The sequence below is a fragment of the Halococcus sp. IIIV-5B genome (genome assembly GCF_003602035.1).
GTDB lineage: Archaea > Halobacteriota > Halobacteria > Halobacteriales > Halococcaceae > Halococcus > Halococcus salsus.
Window position 1 is genome coordinate 1 of the sequence record NZ_QZWE01000004.1, and the last position, 16,098, is coordinate 16,098.

Below are 16,098 nucleotides of genomic sequence, written 5' to 3' on the forward strand. Positions count from 1 at the left end.
GGCGCGTGGCGGTTTCTCGTCCGCGTTGTCCGGGAGGTAGGTGACGAGCTGGGCGACCAGCTCGCGGGCGTGTTCTTCGTCGCGGGCCACGAGATCCGCGCTCCCGGACTCGGTGGCGTGGACCTGCGCCCCGCCGAGCTCTTGGAGGTCGATCTTCTCGCCGGTGACCATCTCGACCATCCGGGGCGAGGCGATCGCCATCGCGGACATCCCCTCGACCATCACCGTGAAGTCCGCGAAGACGGGGGTGTAGGCCGCGCCCGCGATGCACGGCCCGTAGAGCACACAGATCTGGGGCACCCGGCCCGACAGCATCGAGTGGTTGTAGTAGTACTTGCCGATCCCCTCGCGGTTGGCGAAGAACCCGGTCTGCTGGTCGATCCGGCCACCCGAGGAGTCCATCAGGTAGAGCACCGGTTTCCCGGTCTTCAGCGCGCGCTGTTGCATCCGGAGGAACTTCTCGACGCCCTTGCCGGCCATGCTGCCTGCTTTGACAGTGAAATCGTTCGCCATCACGTGACAGTCCCGGCCCTCGAACTCCGCGGCCCCGGTCAGGAGTCCGTCGGCGGGCAACTGGTCGTCGGCGTCGAACTCGGCGAAGCGGCCGTCCTCGAAAGTCAAGCCACCGTCGAACCAGAGGTCGAGCCGGTCGCGGACGAACAGTTTGCCCTGCTCGTCGAGCCGGTCCTTGTACTTCTCGGGGCCACCACGCTCGATCTCGGCGATCTCCTTTCTGAGCTGTTTCTCGCGTTCGGTCGGGCCGAGGTCTCGCTCCGAGGCCGGCTCGTCCGTTCCGCTGGACGCGTCGGCCGCCGATTCCGGGGGGTCAGCGGTCGTCGCGGGCGTTCCGTCGTCGCCGACGTAGACGTCGACCGACTCGCCAACGTGTTCGGCGAGCGCGCTCCCGATGACGCGCGCTTCCTCGTCGCTCGCCCCGCCGCCGATACGGATGTCCATACTCTCCCTGCGCAAGAATTGCGGAAAGCGTTTTCCATGTTCCCGGCGATCGTTCGAGAACTATTCCGCGTCGGTGGGACCGTCGCCCCGCCGTCGGTCCCTGAGCGCGCGGTAGGCCTCGACCGAGAACGCGACCCCGCCGATCGCGAGCGCCCCGAGTGCCAGCACCCACGGTCCACGTTGGTCGTCCGCGGTTCGCGCGTCGTGGTCGGTCACGTCACTCACCGTCCGCGAGCGCGTCTTCGAGCCGGTCGATGAGGGCGCGGTTCCCGAGGTGGACGGGTACGCGGTCGTGGAGGTCGTCGGGCTCGACGTCGAGCAGCGAGCGCTCGCCGTCGGAGGAGGCCCCGCCCGCCGCCTCCACGATGGCGGCCATCGGGTTGGCCTCGAACTGGAGTCGGAGTTTTCCGTCGGGGTTGGATTCGAGCGCGGGGTAGGCGAACACCCCGCCGTAGGTGAGGACCTGGTTCACGTCGCCGATCATCGCGCCGCCGTAGCGGAGTTTGAGCTCCCCTTCGATCTCGCGGGCGTAGTCGGTGAACGCGGGGGTCCAGTCGGGCACCCGCCCGCCGAAGCCGTACACCGTCGGTTCGTCGGGGAGTTCGACGCCCTCGGTCGCGACGTGGCGCGCTCCGTCTTCGACGACGTACTCGGTCGTCTCGCCGTCGACAGCGGCCATCATCGTCGTGATCGGGCCGTAGAGGGTGTAGATCGCGGCCACGAGGTCGTGCCCGCTCGCGGGGAGCGGCGCGTCGTAGACCCCGACGATGGTGCCCATCGAGTTGTTGGGTTTGATGTTCGAGGAGCCGTCGAGCGGGTCGACCGCGACCGCGAGCCCCGAGCCGTCCTCGATGACCTCATCGCGTTCCTCGCTGGCGTAGCTCCCGATACCGTCGATGGCGAGCAGACGCTCTTCGAGCAACCGGTCGGCGTGGACGTCCGCCGCGAGCTGCGTCTCGCCACTGGGGTTCTCGCCGTCCTGGTACTCGCGCCGGCCGACCAGTCCCCCCCTGATCTCGGGGGCGGTTTCGGCGAGGGTGTCGAGGACCGCCTCGACGGTGTCGCTCATTCGGACAGCGCGGCGTCGACCGACGCGCCCTCGTGGATGACGGCCCCGAGCGCGTCGAGGATCTGGGTGGGGTTCTCGCGCTGCCAGACGTTCCGGCCGACGGCGAGCCCCGACCCGCCGGCGTCCATCACGGCCTTCACGTCGTTGAGGAAGGCCTCGTCGGAGACCTTCGACCCGCCGGACATCACGACCTCGATGCCGTTCTCGCCGCCGGCGGCCTGGACGGTGTGCTCCATCGCCTCGCGGCTGCCGGGATACTTGACCTTCGCGACGTCGGCACCGAGTTCGAGCGCCTCGCGGGCGGCGTAGGCGATGGTGTCGCCGCTCGTGTCGTTCTTGAGCCCCTGCCCGCGGGGATACGACCACATCACCATCGGCAGGTCGTGGTCGCGGGCGGCCTCCTGGGCGTCGCGGAACTCCTCGGCCATCGCGATCTCGTTGTTGGACCCGCCGTAGAGGGTGAAGCCGAGCGCGTCGGCCCCGATGTCGGCGGCGTACTCGACCGAGCAGTTCACCGCGCTGTCGGGCTCGCCCATCCAGAGGTTCGAGGTCCCGTTGAGCTTGACGAGCAGGGAGACGTCGTCCTCGTAGGAGGGGTAGTAGCCCTCGGCGAGCCCCTTCTGGACCGCGAGCGAGGTGACGGCGTCGTGAGTGGCGGCCTCGAACACCGTCTCCGGGTCCATCCGTTCCGGGAGGTCGGTGAAGTCCGAGGGGCCGTGTTCGAGCCCGTGGTCGTAGGCGAGGATCAGTATGTTGCCGTCGCGTGCGAGCGGCGAGTTCTCGAGCGGAAGCATCGGTCGGACGTCCGCCGAGGACCGACTAATAGTTTGTGTGAGCCCGCCGAATCCACGCCCCTGCTCCGGCCGGAAAACGATCGTGAGGAACGTCGGGAAACGGATAGGGTATAAGTGTCCCCGTCACAGACGGGACAGATAATGAGCACCGGCATCACGATGGCCTCGATGTCGACCTACGCCATTCTGGGGTGTGGAAGCGTCGGCTACGCCGTCGCCGAGGACCTCGTCGACGAGGGCAAGGACGTCCTCATCATCGACGTCGACGACGGTCGGGTCGAGGCGCTTCGTGACCAGGACCTGAACGCCAAGACCGCGGACATCGGCGACGAGGCGGTGCCGGAGGCGGTCGCCGACCGCGACGTCCTCCTGATCCTCTCGACGGACATCGAGGCCAACCGGGCCGCGATCGAGAACGTCCGGGCCGACGGCAGCGAGCAGTTCATCATCGCCCGGGCGTCGGACCCGGTGACCGCCGACGAACTTCGCGAGGCGGGCGCGGATGCCGTGGTCAACCCCTCGAAGGTGATCGCCGACGCCGCGCTCCGCGCGCTCGAGACCGGGGAACTCGAACACAAGGCCCGCCGGCTCGCCGACGTCCTCGACGACACCGAAGAGCAACTCGCGATCCTCGCGAACGACAACCCGGGCCCGGACTCGATCGCGAGCGCGGTCGCGCTCCAGGCGATCGCCGAGGCCCGCGGTATCGAAGCCGACATCCTCTACGACGGCGAGATCGGTCACCAGGAGGACCGCGCGTTCGTCAACCTGATCGGGGTCGAACTCCTCGCGCGCGACGCGGTGGAGTTCGATGCGTACGACCGCCTCGCGCTCGTCGACCACGCCCAGTCGATGGAGCGGGCGATCGAACGCCCGATCGACGTGCTGATCGACCACCACGAGCCCGAAGAGGAGTACGAGGCGGCGTTCGTCGACGTCCGTGCCGACGTCTCCTCGACCTCGACGATCCTCACGAAGTACGTCCAGGAGTTCGACCTCAACCTCGACGAGGCGGTCGCGACCGCCCTCCTCTACGGGATCCGGGCCGAGACCCTCGACTTCAAACGCGACACCACGCCCGCGGACCTCACCGCGGCCTCGTACCTCTATCCGTTCGCCGACCACGATACCTTAGAGCAGGTCGAATCGCCCTCGATGAGCCCCGAGACCCTCGACGTGCTCGCCGAAGCCATCAGAAACCGCGACGTCAAGGGGTCGCATCTCGTCTCGAACGCGGGCTACATCCACGACCGCGACGCGCTCGCACGCGCGGCCCAGCACCTCCTCAATCTGGAGGGGGTGACCACCTCGGCGGTCTTCGCGATCGACGACGAACGGATCACGCTCTCGGCGCGTTCGAAGGACATCCGGATCAACGTCCGGAACGTGCTCGAGGACGCCTTCGAGGAGGTCGGCGAGGCGGTGGGACACTCGACCGACGCCACGGTCACCATCCCGCTCGGCATCTTCACCGGGCTCGAGACCTCCGACGACAACCGCGAGACGCTGCTCCGGCTCACCGAACAGGCGGTCAGACGAAAGCTCTTCGCCGCGCTCGGCGTCGACGACAACGGGAACTAGGCGGCCGCCTCGGCGTCGCTCTCCTCGTCGGGTTCGCGGAGGCGCTCGATCACGTCGCTCACGAGCACGATGTCGCCCACCGACCGGACCCACCGGAACGGCACGATCACACCGGCAGCACCGCGTGCCCGCCCCGAGAGCGCCTCGCGGTTCAGCCCGCCGACCGCGAGCCCCGTGACGAACTCGGTGTCGAGGTCGAGCCGCACGTCCTCGATCTCGCCGACGTAGGTGCCGTTCGTGGAGTAGACGTCACGGCCGACGAGCGTCCCGATCTCCGTCTGTGTCGCATCCATATCCGGAAGTGCCCCGACGGGAACTTAACTGTTGGCGAGTCGCGGTCATCCCTCGATCGCTCGACGGCGTCCCGCTACGACCGCCGTGGCTACTCGGTCGCCCTCGAATCGTTCTGGAAGGGATTGTACGTGCCGTTGATGTCCCACTCGTGGATACAGTGGGCGTCACCCTCGCGCGCGATCCGCCAGTTGGTCTCCTCGTCGTTCCAGACGTCCTGCCGACCGCACAGCACGCACTCGCGCTCCTGGGGCGGGGAGAGGGGTTCCGGTTCGCTCATACTATCGAATCGGCGGCAGCGGACATTAATCGTACGGGCAGGAGGGCCCGGCGGCGCGATCGGGTCGGGAAATCGGAAGAAAGAAGCCGAGGACCGCTCAGTCGTCGTCCTGGGTCGGCGGCTGGGGCTCCGGCTGATCCTCGACGTCGATGTCGACGAGGTCGTCCACGACCGGGGCGTCGGGGATCTCGTCCTCGACCGCGAGGAGTTCGTCGGCGATGATCGATTCGGGCTCGAAGCCGAGCCCCTCCGCGAGACGGCGACCGATCCCGGGATCGGCCTTGAACCAGTGACGGATCTGGCGTTTCTTGATCGCATCCTCGCTCACGCCGTCCATGTCGCCGACGACGGCCTCGACGAAGCGGTCGCGCTGCTCGTCGTCCATGACCTCGCGAAGGAGGTCGCCGGGCTGTTTGTAGTTGTCAATTCGCTCGCGATGCTGGTACCGGTCGGCGTCGCCCGAGACCGTGAGCGGTGGCTTCTCGACCGCGGGCTGTTCGACCGGGCCGCGGAAGGAGTTCGGTTCGTAGTTCGGTCCGGCTCCGTTGTTGTCGCCCATCCGCATCTTCCCGTCCTGATGGTAGTTGTTCGTCTCCGTCTCCTTCGGCCGGTTGACCGGGATGTCCTCGAAGTTGACGCCGAGCCGGTAGCGGTGGGCGTCGTCGTAGGAGGGGATGCGCCCCTGGAGCATCTTGTCGGGACTGTGGGCGATACCGGGGACGACGTGAGCGGGTGAGAAGGCCGCCTGCTCGACCTCCGCGAAGTAGTTGTCGGGGTTCTCGTTGAGCTCCATCTCCCCGACCTCGATCAGCGGGTAGTCGTCGTGGGGCCACACCCGAGTCAGGTCGAACGGGTTGATGTCGTACTCCTCGGCCTCCGCCTCGGGCATGACCTGGACTTTGAGCGTCCAGGTCGGGTAGTCGCCGTCCTCGATGGCCTCCCAGAGGTCCTGTTTGTGGTAGTCGGGGTTCTCCCCGGCCTTCTCGATCGCCTCTTCCTCGGTGAAGTTCTCGATACCCTGGTCGGTCTTGAAGTGGAGTTTGACCCAGTAGCGCTCACCCTCCTCGTTGTAGAAGCTCAGAGTGTGGCTGGAGTAGCCGTTCATCGTGCGCCACGAGGCCGGGATCCCGCGATCCCCGTAGAGCCACGTCACCTGGTGGAGGGATTCGGGCGAGAGCGACCAGAAGTCCCACTGTGGGGTCGGGTCGCTGAGGTCGTTCGCCGGCATCTTCTTCTGGGTGTGGATGAAGTCGGAGAACTTCGATGGGTCCCGGATGAAGAACACGGGCGTATCGTTGCCCGTCATGTCCCAGTTCCCCTCTTCGGTGTAGAACTTCAGCGCGAACCCGCGCGGGTCGCGAACGGTGTCGGGCGAGCCGCGGGGACCCGCGACCGTCGAGAAGCGCGCGAACATCGGCGTCTCCTTGCCGACCTCGGAGAACATGTCCGCGATCGTGTAGTCGCTGATCTCGTCGTTCGTGACGGTGAAGGTCCCGTAGGCTCCGCCACCCTTCGCGTGGACGACCCGTTCGGGGATGCGCTCCCGGTTGAACTGGGCCATCTTCTCGAAGTAGTGGTAGTCGTCCATCAGCGCCGGCCCGTCCGGACCGGCCGTTCGAGTGTTCTGGTTGTTCGGGACTGCCTCGCCCGAGTTGGTCGTCAGTGCGTCGCGGTCCTCGCCGTCGAAGTCCGCCTCGCCCATCTGGTGTGTGGTTTCGTCGTCGGACATCTCGAATTCCTCTAGCACCACGTTGGTCGCTGAGTCACAAAAATCTGTTTCTCTCGACAACGAATCTTTTCTAATTAGCAAAATAAATTTGCGTGCCGGTGGCTCCAAGGCGGAGTACGTGACGGTCGGGCCGCCGGGTAGGGTTACCGTCCCCCACTACGAGCGCTACCTGGTGGTCGGTTCCACGCGACGACAAGGCTAACCCCGGCGCACGCATGGTCTCGCGCATGGGCTTTCACACGTTCCCGGTCGAGCGGGCCGACGACCTCGACGACGTCTCGCGGTACGCCTCGCTCTCGGTCGACGAACTGGTGTTCGCGCTCGACCCCGACCCCGAGGCGACGGTCGCGGACCTCGGCAGCGGCGTCGGTTTCTACACCGACGACGTCGCGCCGTTCGTCGGGCGGCTCCACGCGGTCGACGTCCAGCCCGAGATGCACGAGGGCTACCGCGAACGTGGCGTCCCCGCGAACGTCGAGCTCGTCACCGCGGGCGTCGACGACCTGCCGTTCGCGGACGACGAGATCGACACCGCGTTCTCGACCATGACCTATCACGAATTCTACAGCGAGGAGGCGCTCGCCGAGGTCGCCCGAGTGCTCCGGCCCGACGGACGGCTCGTGCTCGCCGACTGGACCGCGACCGGCGAGGGGGCCCGCGGCCCGCCGGTCGACGAGCGGTTCAGCGCCGCCGACGTCGTCGACCACCTCGAATCCCACGGCCTCACCGTCGAGCGCGCCGACGACCGTCCCGAGACGTTCGTAGTCACCGCGCGGGCCTGAGCAGAAGGCTCGGAGAACCGTTCGTCATTACCGGTCCAGTGGTCGTCGCGGACGCCGGCATAGCTATCCGTGGATCGAGCCTATCGGGTCGATATGGGAGCAGGAGAAACCGGGTTCGACGACGCCTACGACGGGACGCCGCCGTGGGACATCGGCCGCCCACAGCGCGAGCTCGTTCGGTTGGCCGAGGCGGGGAAGATAACTGGCGACGTCCTCGACGTGGGCTGTGGAACCGGCGAGAACGCCCTCTGGCTCGCCGACCAGGGCTACACCGTCTGTGGCCTCGATGCGTCCCCACGAGCGATCGAGAAGGCCGAGCGGAAGGCGCACGAGCGCGGGGTCGACGCGACGTTTCTGACTCACGACGCGTTCGATCTCGGGGCCCTCGACCGCCGGTTCGACACGGTGGTCGACTGCGGCTTGTTTCACGTCTTCTCCGGCGAGGAGCGCGTGTCGACGTACACCGCCGAACTCCACACCGTGCTTCGACCGGGCGGCCGCTGCTACGTGCTGGGATTTACCGGACACGAACCCGACCATCGAGGCCCCTCGATGACCAGGGCGGAGGTCCGGGCGGCGTTCGCGGACGGGTGGGAGATCGAGAACATCGACGAAGTGGTGTTCGAGACCAACTTCGAGTCGGGCGAGAGTCCCGCCTGGCTCGCCACGGTCACCCGTCGCTGATCCGCGTCGAGCGGAAGCGATCCACGAAGGCGAATCGCTTTGTCGCTGGTGTTCGAGGAGGGAACCATGACCGTCTTCGATGCGTTCAGTCTCGACGGCCGAACGGCGATCGTCACCGGCGGCAACCGCGGCATCGGCCGCGCCATCGCGACCGCGCTCGCGGAGGCCGGCGCGAACGTCGTCGTCGCGAACCGGAACGAGGACTCGGGCGCGGCCGCCGCCGAGGAGATCGCGGCGCGGACGGGGGTCGAGACCCTCGCGGTCGAGTGTGACGTCGCCGACGAGGCGTCGGTCGAGGCGATGGTCGGGGCGGCCGTCGAGCGCTTCGGCGACATCGACATCCTGGTGAACAACGCCGGGATCGTCGTCCACGAGGCGATGGAGGCGATGACCCTGGAGGAGTGGTACGCGGTCATCGACACCAACCTCACCGGGACCTTCCTCTGTTCGCGCGCGGTCGGTCGGGAGATGATCGCGGGCGACGGCGGCGTCATCGTGAACGTCTCCTCGATGTCGGCGTTCATCGCCAACCACCCCCAGCGACAGGTCGCCTACAACACCTCGAAGGCCGGGCTGGAGGGGTTCAAGAACCAGCTTGCCTCCGAGTGGGCGGAGTACGGCGTTCGCGTCAACAACCTCGCGCCGGGCTACATCGACACCGACAACGCCGACCAGGCAAGCGACGCGGTCGCGAACGCCGCCGATACCTGGCGCGACGAGATGCTCCACGACGCGATCCCCGCGCCCGAGACGCTCGGTCCGACGGCGGTCTACCTCGCGAGCGACGCCTCGGCCTACATGACCGGCGAGACCGTCGTGCTCGACGGTGGCTACACCGTCCGCTGAGGCCGCTTACTCCTCGATTAGACCGATTATCGCCGCACAGAGCCGGCTCTCGGGATCGAGGAACCCCTCGATCGCGGAGTAGTGGTCGGCCTCGGGCTGTGGCAACGACCGCCCGTCGAGGCCGTGGTCCCGCCACGCGGCCAGGAAGTCCTCGGACTGGCGGCGGAGTTCGGATGGTTCGTTCTCCCCATAGGTCACGACTAGCGGCGGCGCGCTGTCGGGGATGTGCCGGATCGGGCTGTGGTCTCTGACCTCGCGCCAGGTGAGTTGGAGCTTCGGCTGGAGCCACGTGTAGGGGAACGGTTCGAGGTCGTAGAGCCCGCTGATCGCACACGCGCCCTCGACGACGTCGGTGGGCTTGCCGTAGTCGTCCTCCCAGTCGGTCGTCAGCAGGCAGCCGGTGAGGTGGCCCCCCGCCGAGTGGCCGGAGACGAACAGGCGGTCGGGGTCGCCGCCGTAGGCCGCGATGTTCTCGTGGGTCCAGACGAGGGCCGCGCGGGCTTGGCGTACGATCTCGGAGAACGGAACCGCGGGACAGAGCGCGTAGTTCATCACGACGGTCGTCACGCCTTCCGAGACGGGTCCTCGGGCGACGAAGCTGAAGTCCTCGCTGTGACGGCTGTGCCAGTAACCGCCGTGGATGAAGAGCAGAACGGGTGCGTTCTCCCGGTCGGCAGGGAAGATATCGAGGCGTTCGGGGAGCGTGGGACCGAACGAGACGTCGCGGTGGACGTCGAGGTCGGCGCGGGCCTTCCGGCTCTCCTCGACGTAGAAGTCGGCGTAGCGCTCCGCGTCGTCGTTGCGCTCGCCTACGTTGTACTGTGCGTCGAGCTGGTCCTGAGTCTCGAACTCCCGGTAGAGCATGGAACCGCTATCGGGTAGTCGGTGTTCAGTGTTGTGCGCGTTCGGTGTTCGAGCGGTTCAGAAGTCGGGGAGGTCGTCGGGGGCCTCGTACTCGGCCTCCCAGTCGATGTAGTCGCTCTTGAGCACGTCACAGACCTCCTGGCCGAGTTCGGTGAGGCCGGCGTTGATCGACGACACCGCGTTCCACGAGTCGAGGTCGGGGTGGATGTCGCGTTCCTTCCAGTCCTCTGGGAGGCCGGGTGCGTGATAGCCCACGCGGTCGGCGAAGTCGTCCCAGAAGAAATCGAAGCGCTGGACGAGCCCGAGGTCGCGGACGATGGCGAACTCGCGCTCGGTCATCCCGGTCTCGGCGGCCCACGCGGTGAACGCCTCCTCCCACGCCCCCTCTTCGAGGAACGCTTCGAGCTCGTCGCGTCGGTACTCGTCGCCACCCACGTCGGCGTCGTCGTAGGCGTCGGCGTCGACGCCGGATTCGAGGCTCGGTGGTGACGGGGTCTCGACGGCGAGGGACATGGGGGAGGATGGTGGTCGCGCCGAATAAGCGTTCCCCGATTCCACTGTCACGGCTGCCCCGAGTCCGCAGTCTTTTGGCCTATCGGCGGTAACGATCGATGAATGACTACCAGCGGGCGGGAGCCGGAGGGGGACCGGCCCAGCGTCGGCGTCGTCGCGCCCGGCCGCGAGGCCGGCGGGGTCGTCGACCGGGTTCGCGACGTCGTCGGGGACGTCCTCACCGGGCCCGCGGCCATCGACGCCGAGGCCGTGGTCGCGGTCGGCGACGCCGCGCTCGCGGAACTCGCGGCCGCCGGCGTGTCGATACCCGTGCTCCCGGTCGAGACCCGACTCGACTCGCCGGGCGACCCCCTCGAAACCGGGATCGAACGGCTCCTCGCCGGTGCGGTGGACCTTCGGGAGTACCCGGTGCTCCGGGTCGAAACCCCGGTCGGGGACGGCTACGCCCTCTTCGAGGTGGCCCTCGTGGCCGACGAACCAGCGACCATCTCGGGGTTTTCGGTCGCGACGGCGGCCGGGGCCGACGACGCCGATCCGCTCGCCCGGTTCCGGGCCGACGGCGTGACGGTCGCGACACCCGCCGGCAGCCGGGGCTACGCCCGCGCCGCCGGCGGTCCCGTGGTCGCCGTCGGCACCGATGCCGCGGCGGTGGTCCCGGTCGCGCCGTTCTCGACCGACCCCGACCACTGGGTGGTGCCCCTCTCGGCCGTCTCGGTCACCGTCGAGCGCGAGGTCGACGTGGCGGTCACCGCCGACGGCCGCCCGCTCGGGACGGTCCCGCCGGGAACCGAGGTCGACCTCGTTCGCGACGGCGTCCTCCGGGTCGTCGCGTCCGGCGGGACCGCCGGGACCGGAAAATCAGAAACCTTCTAAAGGGATCCCGTAGAACGTTCGGTATGATCCCGCTGTCGGTGTTCGGGCCGGTGGATACGCTCCTCGCGGGGAGCGACCATCCGCCGATCGTCTTCGTGCTGATCGTGCTCGCGCTCGCCAACGTCGTCACGCGGGCGGTCGCCCATCGCTCGCACGTGAAACAGGCGGACGAGGGCGGTGCGGACGCCATCACGCAGCACCCGGTCCACATCGCGACCACCCTGCTCCTCATCCTCGCCTCGTTCTACCTCGCGACCGTCGAACTCCACTCGGGGATCGTCCTCTCGGTGCTCGTCGTCGGGACCTTCATCGCGGACTTCTTCGAGATCGAAGCCCGTCGGGTCGAGGTCCGCAACGACCGCCCGCTCGGCCGACCGAGCGGGGCCATCGCCGCCTCGGTGCTCATGGTGCTCTACGCCGCCTACATCTCGCTGTTCTTCGTGGTCTCGCCCATCTGGAACGCCGTCATCTGACCCGTCGATTCGCCCTCGACCGATCCGTCCGTCCCAACGCCCACAGCGACCGCCGTACGAGGCGTCCGGCAGCGCACTTTCGCCGGGGGCCGTCACGAGGTGTCGACGGACGGCCCGCCTACACGCTCTTCCCCGAACGATATCGCAAGAAATCAGAATATTCTATCTATTTTCGTCGAATTGCAACCGAGTACGGCGACCGTATGATTTCTTCGAAGGCTTTTTGCTGTGGCATACGCCAACTACGAAAGTGACGAGTGTAAGATACACAGCGATCTGCCCGGATCCAACGCCACCGTTCCGGTATCGTGCTCGGGGGGACGGGGATGATTAGCGCGGTCGACCGCCTTCCGACCGCGTCGTTCACGACCGACGAGGCGGGGCTTCGCTCGCACGCGGAGCGCATCGAGACGTTCATCGTCGAGACGGTCGTTGAGGCGGGGGCCGACGGGGTGGTCGTCGGGATGAGCGGCGGGGTCGACTCGACGCTGACCGCGACGCTCGCGGTCGAGGCGCTCGGCCCCGACCGCGTGACGGCGCTCGTGCTCCCCTCGCTCGGAAGCGGCGACCGCCACATCGAGGACGCCGAGGCGGCCGCGGCGGCGCTCGGGCTCGACGCGACCACGGTCGGGATCCGGCCGCTGGTGGACATGTTCGAGGACGTGGTCGCTCCGCAGGTCGGCGACGACACCGACGACCCCGCGCTCGACAACGCCACCGCCCGGCTCCGGATGACGTGTCTCTACTACGCCGCCAACCACCTGGGTCGGCTCGTCGTCGGCACCAGCAATCGGACCGAACTCCTCTGTGGCTACTGCACCAAACACGGCGACGCCGCAGCCGACCTCCGGCCGCTCGCCGGGCTCTACAAGACCGAGGTCCGCGCGCTCGCGAGCCAGGTCGGCGTCCCCTCTCCCATCATCCGGAAACCCTCGACCGCCGACTTCCGACCGGGACAGACCGACGAGGCCGACCTCGGTGCGCCCTACGGTCTGCTCGACATCATCCTCCACGAACTCGTCGACGAGAACCTCGGGATCGAGGGCACCGCCGACGAGCTCGGCCTCGACCCCGAGACCATCGCGGACTACGCCGACCGCCACCTCGACAGCCGTCACAAACGCCGGCAACCGCCGAGCCCCTCGTTCGAGCGGTCGCTGGAGGGCGAGCTGTTCCACGAACTCGAACACACGACGGACCGGTCGGAGACCCGGAGTTGACGGGACCGACTACGACGACTGTCGGTCGCTCCAGGCCGAGCGGGCCTGCCTCGCGGCGGGGATCACGACCCAGAAGGTGAGCGCACCGAAGATCGCGAACCAGAACAGCGCCTCGCGGGCGGTGAGCGCGATCCCGCCGTAGAGGCTCCCGAGGTCTGGCGAGGGGGCGATGAGCTGGGTGGTGCTCTCGAAGCTCTCGGTGTTGTACCAGCTCGAGAGAACCAGCCACCCGAACAGCCCGCCACAGAGCGCGAAGAAACCCTTGGCGAATTCGTCACTCATTCGTGAAGGATTCGTCGCCATCGTCTTGACTGTTTCCCATCCCCGGGGTCCGAAACCGCGTTCCGAGAACGTAGATCCCCGCACCGAACCCGATCAGAGCGAGCCCGAGGAGGGCGAGCACGAGCGAGACCACGCCCTCGGTCGAGACCCCGAGCGAGCTCAGCACGACCGCGAGCGGACCGACCTCGGCGGTGGCGGCGTCGAGGAACCCGAAGCCCGCGATCACGAAGACGACCGCGAACAGGGTCGAGAAGACGGTGATGGCTTTGTAGACCCGAAGCGGGACCGTGATCTCACGTGGGCCGTCGGAACGGGAGGTGTCGGTTCGGCTCACGACCTCAGCGCGGCGGGCGGAGCCGGTAGTACCGTCGGTTGAGCTCGTACATGTAGCCCTCGCGCATCGTCCGCAACACCGCGTAGGTGATGAAGCCCGCCACGAACGGCAGGAGGAACGCCAGGTCGAACAGGAGGTGGCTGTCGATCCACGTCGGGACGAGGTTCTTGACCGCGAGCGCGCTGATCATGATAGCGAACACGACGCCGAACACCCCGACCGACGCCCAGAACGGCTGCTCGACGGGCCGTCGTGCGCTCCCCTTGTTGAGGAAGGGCACGATGGCGATGATCCCGACGACCACGAGGTTGGCGAGCACGCCGAAGGTGGAGTCCTGCATCAGCTTCTGCCCACCGAGCACGGCGAGCTCGGGGTTGAGCGGCCCGAGTTTCAGGAGGCCGAACGACCAGTAGAGATACCAGTCGGGCAGGATGATCGCCGGGGTCGTGCTCGGGTCGGCCGGCGGGGCGATGTGCGGCGGAAGCGCCGCCGCGAGGAAGAAGATCATCCCCACGAAGAAGCTGGTCAACGAGAGGTTCCGGATCATCTCGTGGGGCCAGGTCGGGAACGCCAGCACGTCGCGCTCGACGTAGCTGGAGTCGGTCCGGAGGTCCTGGTCCTCGCGGCGCGAGCGCTCGAAGTACTCGTAGGTCAGCCGGGGCAGGCCCTGGCGGCGCTCCTTGCGCTCGCCCCACGTCGGCGTCTCGTCGTCGGGCGCGACGATCCCCGCGCCGTCGGCCACGGGGTCGGGTCCCGTCTCGGTGGCCGTTTCGTGCTCGTCGTCGGGTCGGTGCTCGGCGTCGTCGGTGGTGCTGTCTCGGGTCATTAGTGTGGCTCCGCGATCCCCTGCATCCAGACGATCCCGATGTGGACGGCGATCAGGCTCGTCACCACGAACGGGAGGAGGAAGACGTGGAGGATGTACATCCGCATCAGGGTGGCCTGGCTCAACGCGAACCCGCCGAACAGGAGCTGGGCGACCCACTCACCAACGAACGGGATGCTCAGGCTCATCTCGACGCCGATCTGGCCCGCCCAGTAGGAGAGCTGGTCCCACGGCAGGAGGTAGCCGGTGTAGCCGAACACCATCGTGAGGCTGATCAGGACGATCCCGAGGATCCAGTTGAGCTCGCGGGGTTCCTTGTACGCCCCGGTGAAGTAGACCCGGAGCATGTGGAGGAAGACCGCGGCGGTCATGACCTGGGCCGACCACCGGTGGAGGCTTCGGAGCATGAACCCGAAGTTGAGGTCGGTCATGATCATCGTGATGGAGGCGTAGGCCGCCGAGGGATCCCCTGCAGTGGCGGGGGCGTAGTAGAACCCGAGCAGCGCGCCCGAGAGCGCCGCGACGATGTAGGCGATGGTCGAGAAGCTCCCGAGCGCGTAGAGGGGATACCAGTACCAGAACTTGTTGTCGAGGTTGTACTGTTCGGTGTGGCTCTTCGGGAGCTGCATGTTGACCTTGTAGTAGAGGTTCTCGAGGATCTCGAGGTAGTCGACGATCCGCAGCCGCTTGTCGAGCCAGAGCAACACCGTGAGGTAGGTCTCCTCGATCGGGGTCAGCTCCTTGCCCTCCATCCAGTCGGCGTGGTCGCCCTCGTCGCGGGGTTCGAGGCTCATTCGCCCTCACCCGAACTGGTGCCCTCCGAGCCGCCCTCTTCCTCCTCGCCCACGTCGTCCGGCCGTGGGAGCGCGGTGAACTGGATGCGCTCGATGCTGAAGGGGTCGTAGGCCGACTGGTGACACGGACAGTAGACCTCGTTCGCCGCGCCGAAGCGCGCGCTCTGGTCCGAGGACTTGAATCCGGGGACACAGCAGAAGTGGGTGCACTTGTTGAGCCACGCGATGAACCCGTCCTGGGTGCTCGCGTTCACCCACTGGGCGTTCTCGCCACCCGAGGCGAGCTCCTCGATCCGGGTGCTCCGGAGGACCTGTACCGGGATCGTCTCCTGCGGGGAGAGGTCCTGGGAGCGCCAGGTCGCCATCGCGGGTTTGCCGACGCCGGCGGTCCCGATCTCGTTGTTCCAGGTCTCGTAGTCCTCGAAGTCGCTGACGTTGAGCCGGTCGCCGGCGCTCAGGTCGCTCATCCACTCGTAGCTCGACGACTCCGCCACCCGGAAGAAGTTGTCCTGGTCGGCGTCGGGGACGAGCCCCGGGTAGGTCTGGACCCCACAGTACTGGAACCACTCGCTGGAGTAGGTGTAGCCACCGAGCTGGCTCTGGGCGGTGCTGACCTGCTCGCCGTTGACCGTCTGGGTTCGAACTTCGGGCCAGACGCCCTTCAGATAGCCCTCGTCGTCGATCTCGATCGGGATCTGGGGCATCGGACGCGGGGCCGGCCCCGCGGTGTTCTCGATCCCGAAGTACTGGGTCGCACCACCGCCCTGTCCGGACGAGGAGGTGGTGAGCTGGATGGCGGAGGCACCCGTGATGCCCGTCGCGCCGAGCGCCGAGGCACCCACGACGCCCTTCACGAACCGCCTGCGTCCCGATTCGGATGGATAGTTGTCTTCGTCGTCTGGCATG

Annotated in this window: 21 protein-coding genes; 7 read left to right on the forward strand and 14 right to left on the reverse strand. The window is 67.5% G+C overall.

All coding sequences use genetic code 11. The features are described from left to right. The 4 genes from D3261_RS04100 to D3261_RS04110 form a co-directional block, all read right to left on the reverse strand. Window positions 1-957: carboxyl transferase domain-containing protein (locus D3261_RS04100; RefSeq protein WP_304999773.1), on the reverse strand; the 957-nt coding region annotated here is incomplete at its 3' end. A gap of 60 nt (window positions 958-1,017) precedes the next feature. Continuing rightward, window positions 1,018-1,173: a hypothetical protein gene (locus D3261_RS19940; RefSeq protein ID WP_233553882.1), complete on the reverse strand. Its 156-nt coding sequence runs from the start codon at window positions 1,171-1,173 to the stop codon at window positions 1,018-1,020. Window position 1,174: 1 nt separating this feature from the next. Continuing rightward, on the reverse strand, window positions 1,175-2,026 hold the full coding sequence (locus D3261_RS04105; RefSeq protein ID WP_120069288.1) for a class 1 fructose-bisphosphatase: 852 nt from the start codon (window positions 2,024-2,026) through the stop codon (window positions 1,175-1,177). Continuing rightward, a complete protein-coding gene (locus D3261_RS04110) occupies window positions 2,023-2,820 on the reverse strand; it encodes a class I fructose-bisphosphate aldolase (protein WP_120069290.1) in 798 nt (265 codons plus the stop codon). Before D3261_RS04110 ends, D3261_RS04105 begins: the two co-directional genes overlap by 4 nt. A gap of 141 nt (window positions 2,821-2,961) precedes the next feature. Between D3261_RS04110 and D3261_RS04115 the strand changes: the two genes are divergently transcribed. Continuing rightward, window positions 2,962-4,401: a DHH family phosphoesterase gene (locus tag D3261_RS04115; protein WP_120069293.1), complete on the forward strand. Its 1,440-nt coding sequence runs from the start codon at window positions 2,962-2,964 to the stop codon at window positions 4,399-4,401. Here the strand turns inward: D3261_RS04115 and D3261_RS04120 are convergent. The 3 genes from D3261_RS04120 to D3261_RS04130 form a co-directional block, all read right to left on the reverse strand. Further along, on the reverse strand, window positions 4,398-4,694 hold the full coding sequence (locus tag D3261_RS04120) for a PRC-barrel domain-containing protein (RefSeq protein ID WP_120069296.1): 297 nt from the start codon (window positions 4,692-4,694) through the stop codon (window positions 4,398-4,400). The two genes, D3261_RS04115 and D3261_RS04120, sit on opposite strands and share 4 nt — an antisense overlap. 89 nt (window positions 4,695-4,783) lie before the next feature. Then, window positions 4,784-4,972 carry an HEWD family protein gene (locus tag D3261_RS04125; RefSeq protein ID WP_120069299.1) on the reverse strand — a complete coding sequence of 63 codons (189 nt, stop codon included), beginning with the start codon at window positions 4,970-4,972 and terminating at the stop codon, window positions 4,784-4,786. A gap of 97 nt (window positions 4,973-5,069) precedes the next feature. Further along, window positions 5,070-6,701 carry a catalase gene (locus D3261_RS04130; protein WP_304999774.1) on the reverse strand — a complete coding sequence of 544 codons (1,632 nt, stop codon included), beginning with the start codon at window positions 6,699-6,701 and terminating at the stop codon, window positions 5,070-5,072. A gap of 227 nt (window positions 6,702-6,928) precedes the next feature. Here D3261_RS04130 and D3261_RS04135 point away from each other — a divergent pair, with 227 nt between their 5' ends. The 3 genes from D3261_RS04135 to D3261_RS04145 all read left to right on the forward strand — a co-directional run bounded on the left by D3261_RS04135 (window position 6,929) and on the right by D3261_RS04145 (window position 9,013). Further along, entirely contained in the window at window positions 6,929-7,483 is a 555-nt protein-coding gene (locus D3261_RS04135; protein ID WP_120069773.1) for a class I SAM-dependent methyltransferase, read from the forward strand. Window positions 7,484-7,576: 93 nt separating this feature from the next. After that, a complete protein-coding gene (locus D3261_RS04140) occupies window positions 7,577-8,167 on the forward strand; it encodes a class I SAM-dependent methyltransferase (protein WP_120069302.1) in 591 nt (196 codons plus the stop codon). 66 nt (window positions 8,168-8,233) lie between these two features. Next, entirely contained in the window at window positions 8,234-9,013 is a 780-nt protein-coding gene (locus tag D3261_RS04145) for an SDR family NAD(P)-dependent oxidoreductase (RefSeq protein WP_120069776.1), read from the forward strand. 6 nt (window positions 9,014-9,019) lie between these two features. Here D3261_RS04145 and D3261_RS04150 read toward each other — a convergent pair whose 3' ends face one another. Both D3261_RS04150 and D3261_RS04155 read right to left on the reverse strand, forming a co-directional pair. Beyond that, on the reverse strand, window positions 9,020-9,877 hold the full coding sequence (locus tag D3261_RS04150; protein ID WP_120069304.1) for an alpha/beta hydrolase: 858 nt from the start codon (window positions 9,875-9,877) through the stop codon (window positions 9,020-9,022). A 57-nt stretch (window positions 9,878-9,934) separates the two neighbouring features. Further along, window positions 9,935-10,390 carry a hypothetical protein gene (locus D3261_RS04155; protein WP_120069307.1) on the reverse strand — a complete coding sequence of 152 codons (456 nt, stop codon included), beginning with the start codon at window positions 10,388-10,390 and terminating at the stop codon, window positions 9,935-9,937. Between the two features lie 102 nt (window positions 10,391-10,492). Between D3261_RS04155 and D3261_RS04160 the strand changes: the two genes are divergently transcribed. From D3261_RS04160 to D3261_RS04170, 3 genes are all read left to right on the forward strand, one after another. Then, on the forward strand, window positions 10,493-11,263 hold the full coding sequence (locus D3261_RS04160) for an NAD(+)/NADH kinase (RefSeq protein ID WP_120069310.1): 771 nt from the start codon (window positions 10,493-10,495) through the stop codon (window positions 11,261-11,263). 23 nt (window positions 11,264-11,286) lie between these two features. Beyond that, the gene (locus tag D3261_RS04165; protein ID WP_120069313.1) at window positions 11,287-11,736 is read left to right on the forward strand and encodes a hypothetical protein; all 450 of its coding nucleotides are present in this window, start codon (window positions 11,287-11,289) and stop codon (window positions 11,734-11,736) included. Between the two features lie 326 nt (window positions 11,737-12,062). Continuing rightward, on the forward strand, window positions 12,063-12,956 hold the full coding sequence (locus D3261_RS04170) for an NAD+ synthase (protein ID WP_147464925.1): 894 nt from the start codon (window positions 12,063-12,065) through the stop codon (window positions 12,954-12,956). A 9-nt stretch (window positions 12,957-12,965) separates the two neighbouring features. Here D3261_RS04170 and D3261_RS04175 read toward each other — a convergent pair whose 3' ends face one another. From D3261_RS04175 to D3261_RS04195, 5 genes are read right to left on the reverse strand one after another with little or no spacing between them, the layout of a single operon-like run. Beyond that, the gene (locus D3261_RS04175) at window positions 12,966-13,238 is read right to left on the reverse strand and encodes a hypothetical protein (protein WP_120069318.1); all 273 of its coding nucleotides are present in this window, start codon (window positions 13,236-13,238) and stop codon (window positions 12,966-12,968) included. Continuing rightward, the gene (locus D3261_RS04180) at window positions 13,231-13,572 is read right to left on the reverse strand and encodes a hypothetical protein (RefSeq protein ID WP_120069319.1); all 342 of its coding nucleotides are present in this window, start codon (window positions 13,570-13,572) and stop codon (window positions 13,231-13,233) included. The genes D3261_RS04175 and D3261_RS04180 overlap by 8 nt, the downstream gene beginning before the upstream one ends. 4 nt (window positions 13,573-13,576) lie before the next feature. Continuing rightward, window positions 13,577-14,398 (reverse strand): cytochrome bc complex cytochrome b subunit, encoded by an 822-nt coding sequence (locus D3261_RS04185; protein ID WP_233553883.1) that lies wholly within the window; start codon window positions 14,396-14,398, stop codon window positions 13,577-13,579. Beyond that, window positions 14,398-15,192 (reverse strand): cytochrome bc complex cytochrome b subunit, encoded by a 795-nt coding sequence (locus D3261_RS04190; protein ID WP_120069321.1) that lies wholly within the window; start codon window positions 15,190-15,192, stop codon window positions 14,398-14,400. The genes D3261_RS04185 and D3261_RS04190 overlap by 1 nt, the downstream gene beginning before the upstream one ends. Further along, window positions 15,189-16,097: a ubiquinol-cytochrome c reductase iron-sulfur subunit gene (locus tag D3261_RS04195; protein ID WP_199693919.1), complete on the reverse strand. Its 909-nt coding sequence runs from the start codon at window positions 16,095-16,097 to the stop codon at window positions 15,189-15,191. The genes D3261_RS04190 and D3261_RS04195 overlap by 4 nt, the downstream gene beginning before the upstream one ends. Window position 16,098 lies beyond the last annotated feature (1 nt).

Bases quoted from the DNA above. Each gene is read 5' to 3' on its own strand.
- D3261_RS04120 (WP_120069296.1), bottom strand. From the start codon at position 4,694: ATGGATGCGACACAGACGGAGATCGGGACGCTCGTCGGCCGTGACGTC.
- D3261_RS04190 (WP_120069321.1), bottom strand. From the start codon at position 15,192: ATGAGCCTCGAACCCCGCGACGAGGGCGACCACGCCGACTGGATGGAG.
- D3261_RS04155 (WP_120069307.1), bottom strand. From the start codon at position 10,390: ATGTCCCTCGCCGTCGAGACCCCGTCACCACCGAGCCTCGAATCCGGC.
- D3261_RS04195 (WP_199693919.1), bottom strand. From the start codon at position 16,097: ATGCCAGACGACGAAGACAACTATCCATCCGAATCGGGACGCAGGCGG.
- D3261_RS04110 (WP_120069290.1), bottom strand. From the start codon at position 2,820: ATGCTTCCGCTCGAGAACTCGCCGCTCGCACGCGACGGCAACATACTG.
- D3261_RS04130 (WP_304999774.1), bottom strand. From the start codon at position 6,701: ATGTCCGACGACGAAACCACACACCAGATGGGCGAGGCGGACTTCGAC.
- D3261_RS04170 (WP_147464925.1), top strand. From the start codon at position 12,063: ATGATTAGCGCGGTCGACCGCCTTCCGACCGCGTCGTTCACGACCGAC.
- D3261_RS04140 (WP_120069302.1), top strand. From the start codon at position 7,577: ATGGGAGCAGGAGAAACCGGGTTCGACGACGCCTACGACGGGACGCCG.
- D3261_RS04175 (WP_120069318.1), bottom strand. From the start codon at position 13,238: ATGAGTGACGAATTCGCCAAGGGTTTCTTCGCGCTCTGTGGCGGGCTG.
- D3261_RS04165 (WP_120069313.1), top strand. From the start codon at position 11,287: ATGATCCCGCTGTCGGTGTTCGGGCCGGTGGATACGCTCCTCGCGGGG.
- D3261_RS04125 (WP_120069299.1), bottom strand. From the start codon at position 4,972: ATGAGCGAACCGGAACCCCTCTCCCCGCCCCAGGAGCGCGAGTGCGTG.
- D3261_RS04160 (WP_120069310.1), top strand. From the start codon at position 10,493: ATGACTACCAGCGGGCGGGAGCCGGAGGGGGACCGGCCCAGCGTCGGC.
- D3261_RS04145 (WP_120069776.1), top strand. From the start codon at position 8,234: ATGACCGTCTTCGATGCGTTCAGTCTCGACGGCCGAACGGCGATCGTC.
- D3261_RS04150 (WP_120069304.1), bottom strand. From the start codon at position 9,877: ATGCTCTACCGGGAGTTCGAGACTCAGGACCAGCTCGACGCACAGTAC.
- D3261_RS04185 (WP_233553883.1), bottom strand. From the start codon at position 14,398: ATGACCCGAGACAGCACCACCGACGACGCCGAGCACCGACCCGACGAC.
- D3261_RS04135 (WP_120069773.1), top strand. From the start codon at position 6,929: ATGGGCTTTCACACGTTCCCGGTCGAGCGGGCCGACGACCTCGACGAC.
- D3261_RS04115 (WP_120069293.1), top strand. From the start codon at position 2,962: ATGAGCACCGGCATCACGATGGCCTCGATGTCGACCTACGCCATTCTG.
- D3261_RS04105 (WP_120069288.1), bottom strand. From the start codon at position 2,026: ATGAGCGACACCGTCGAGGCGGTCCTCGACACCCTCGCCGAAACCGCC.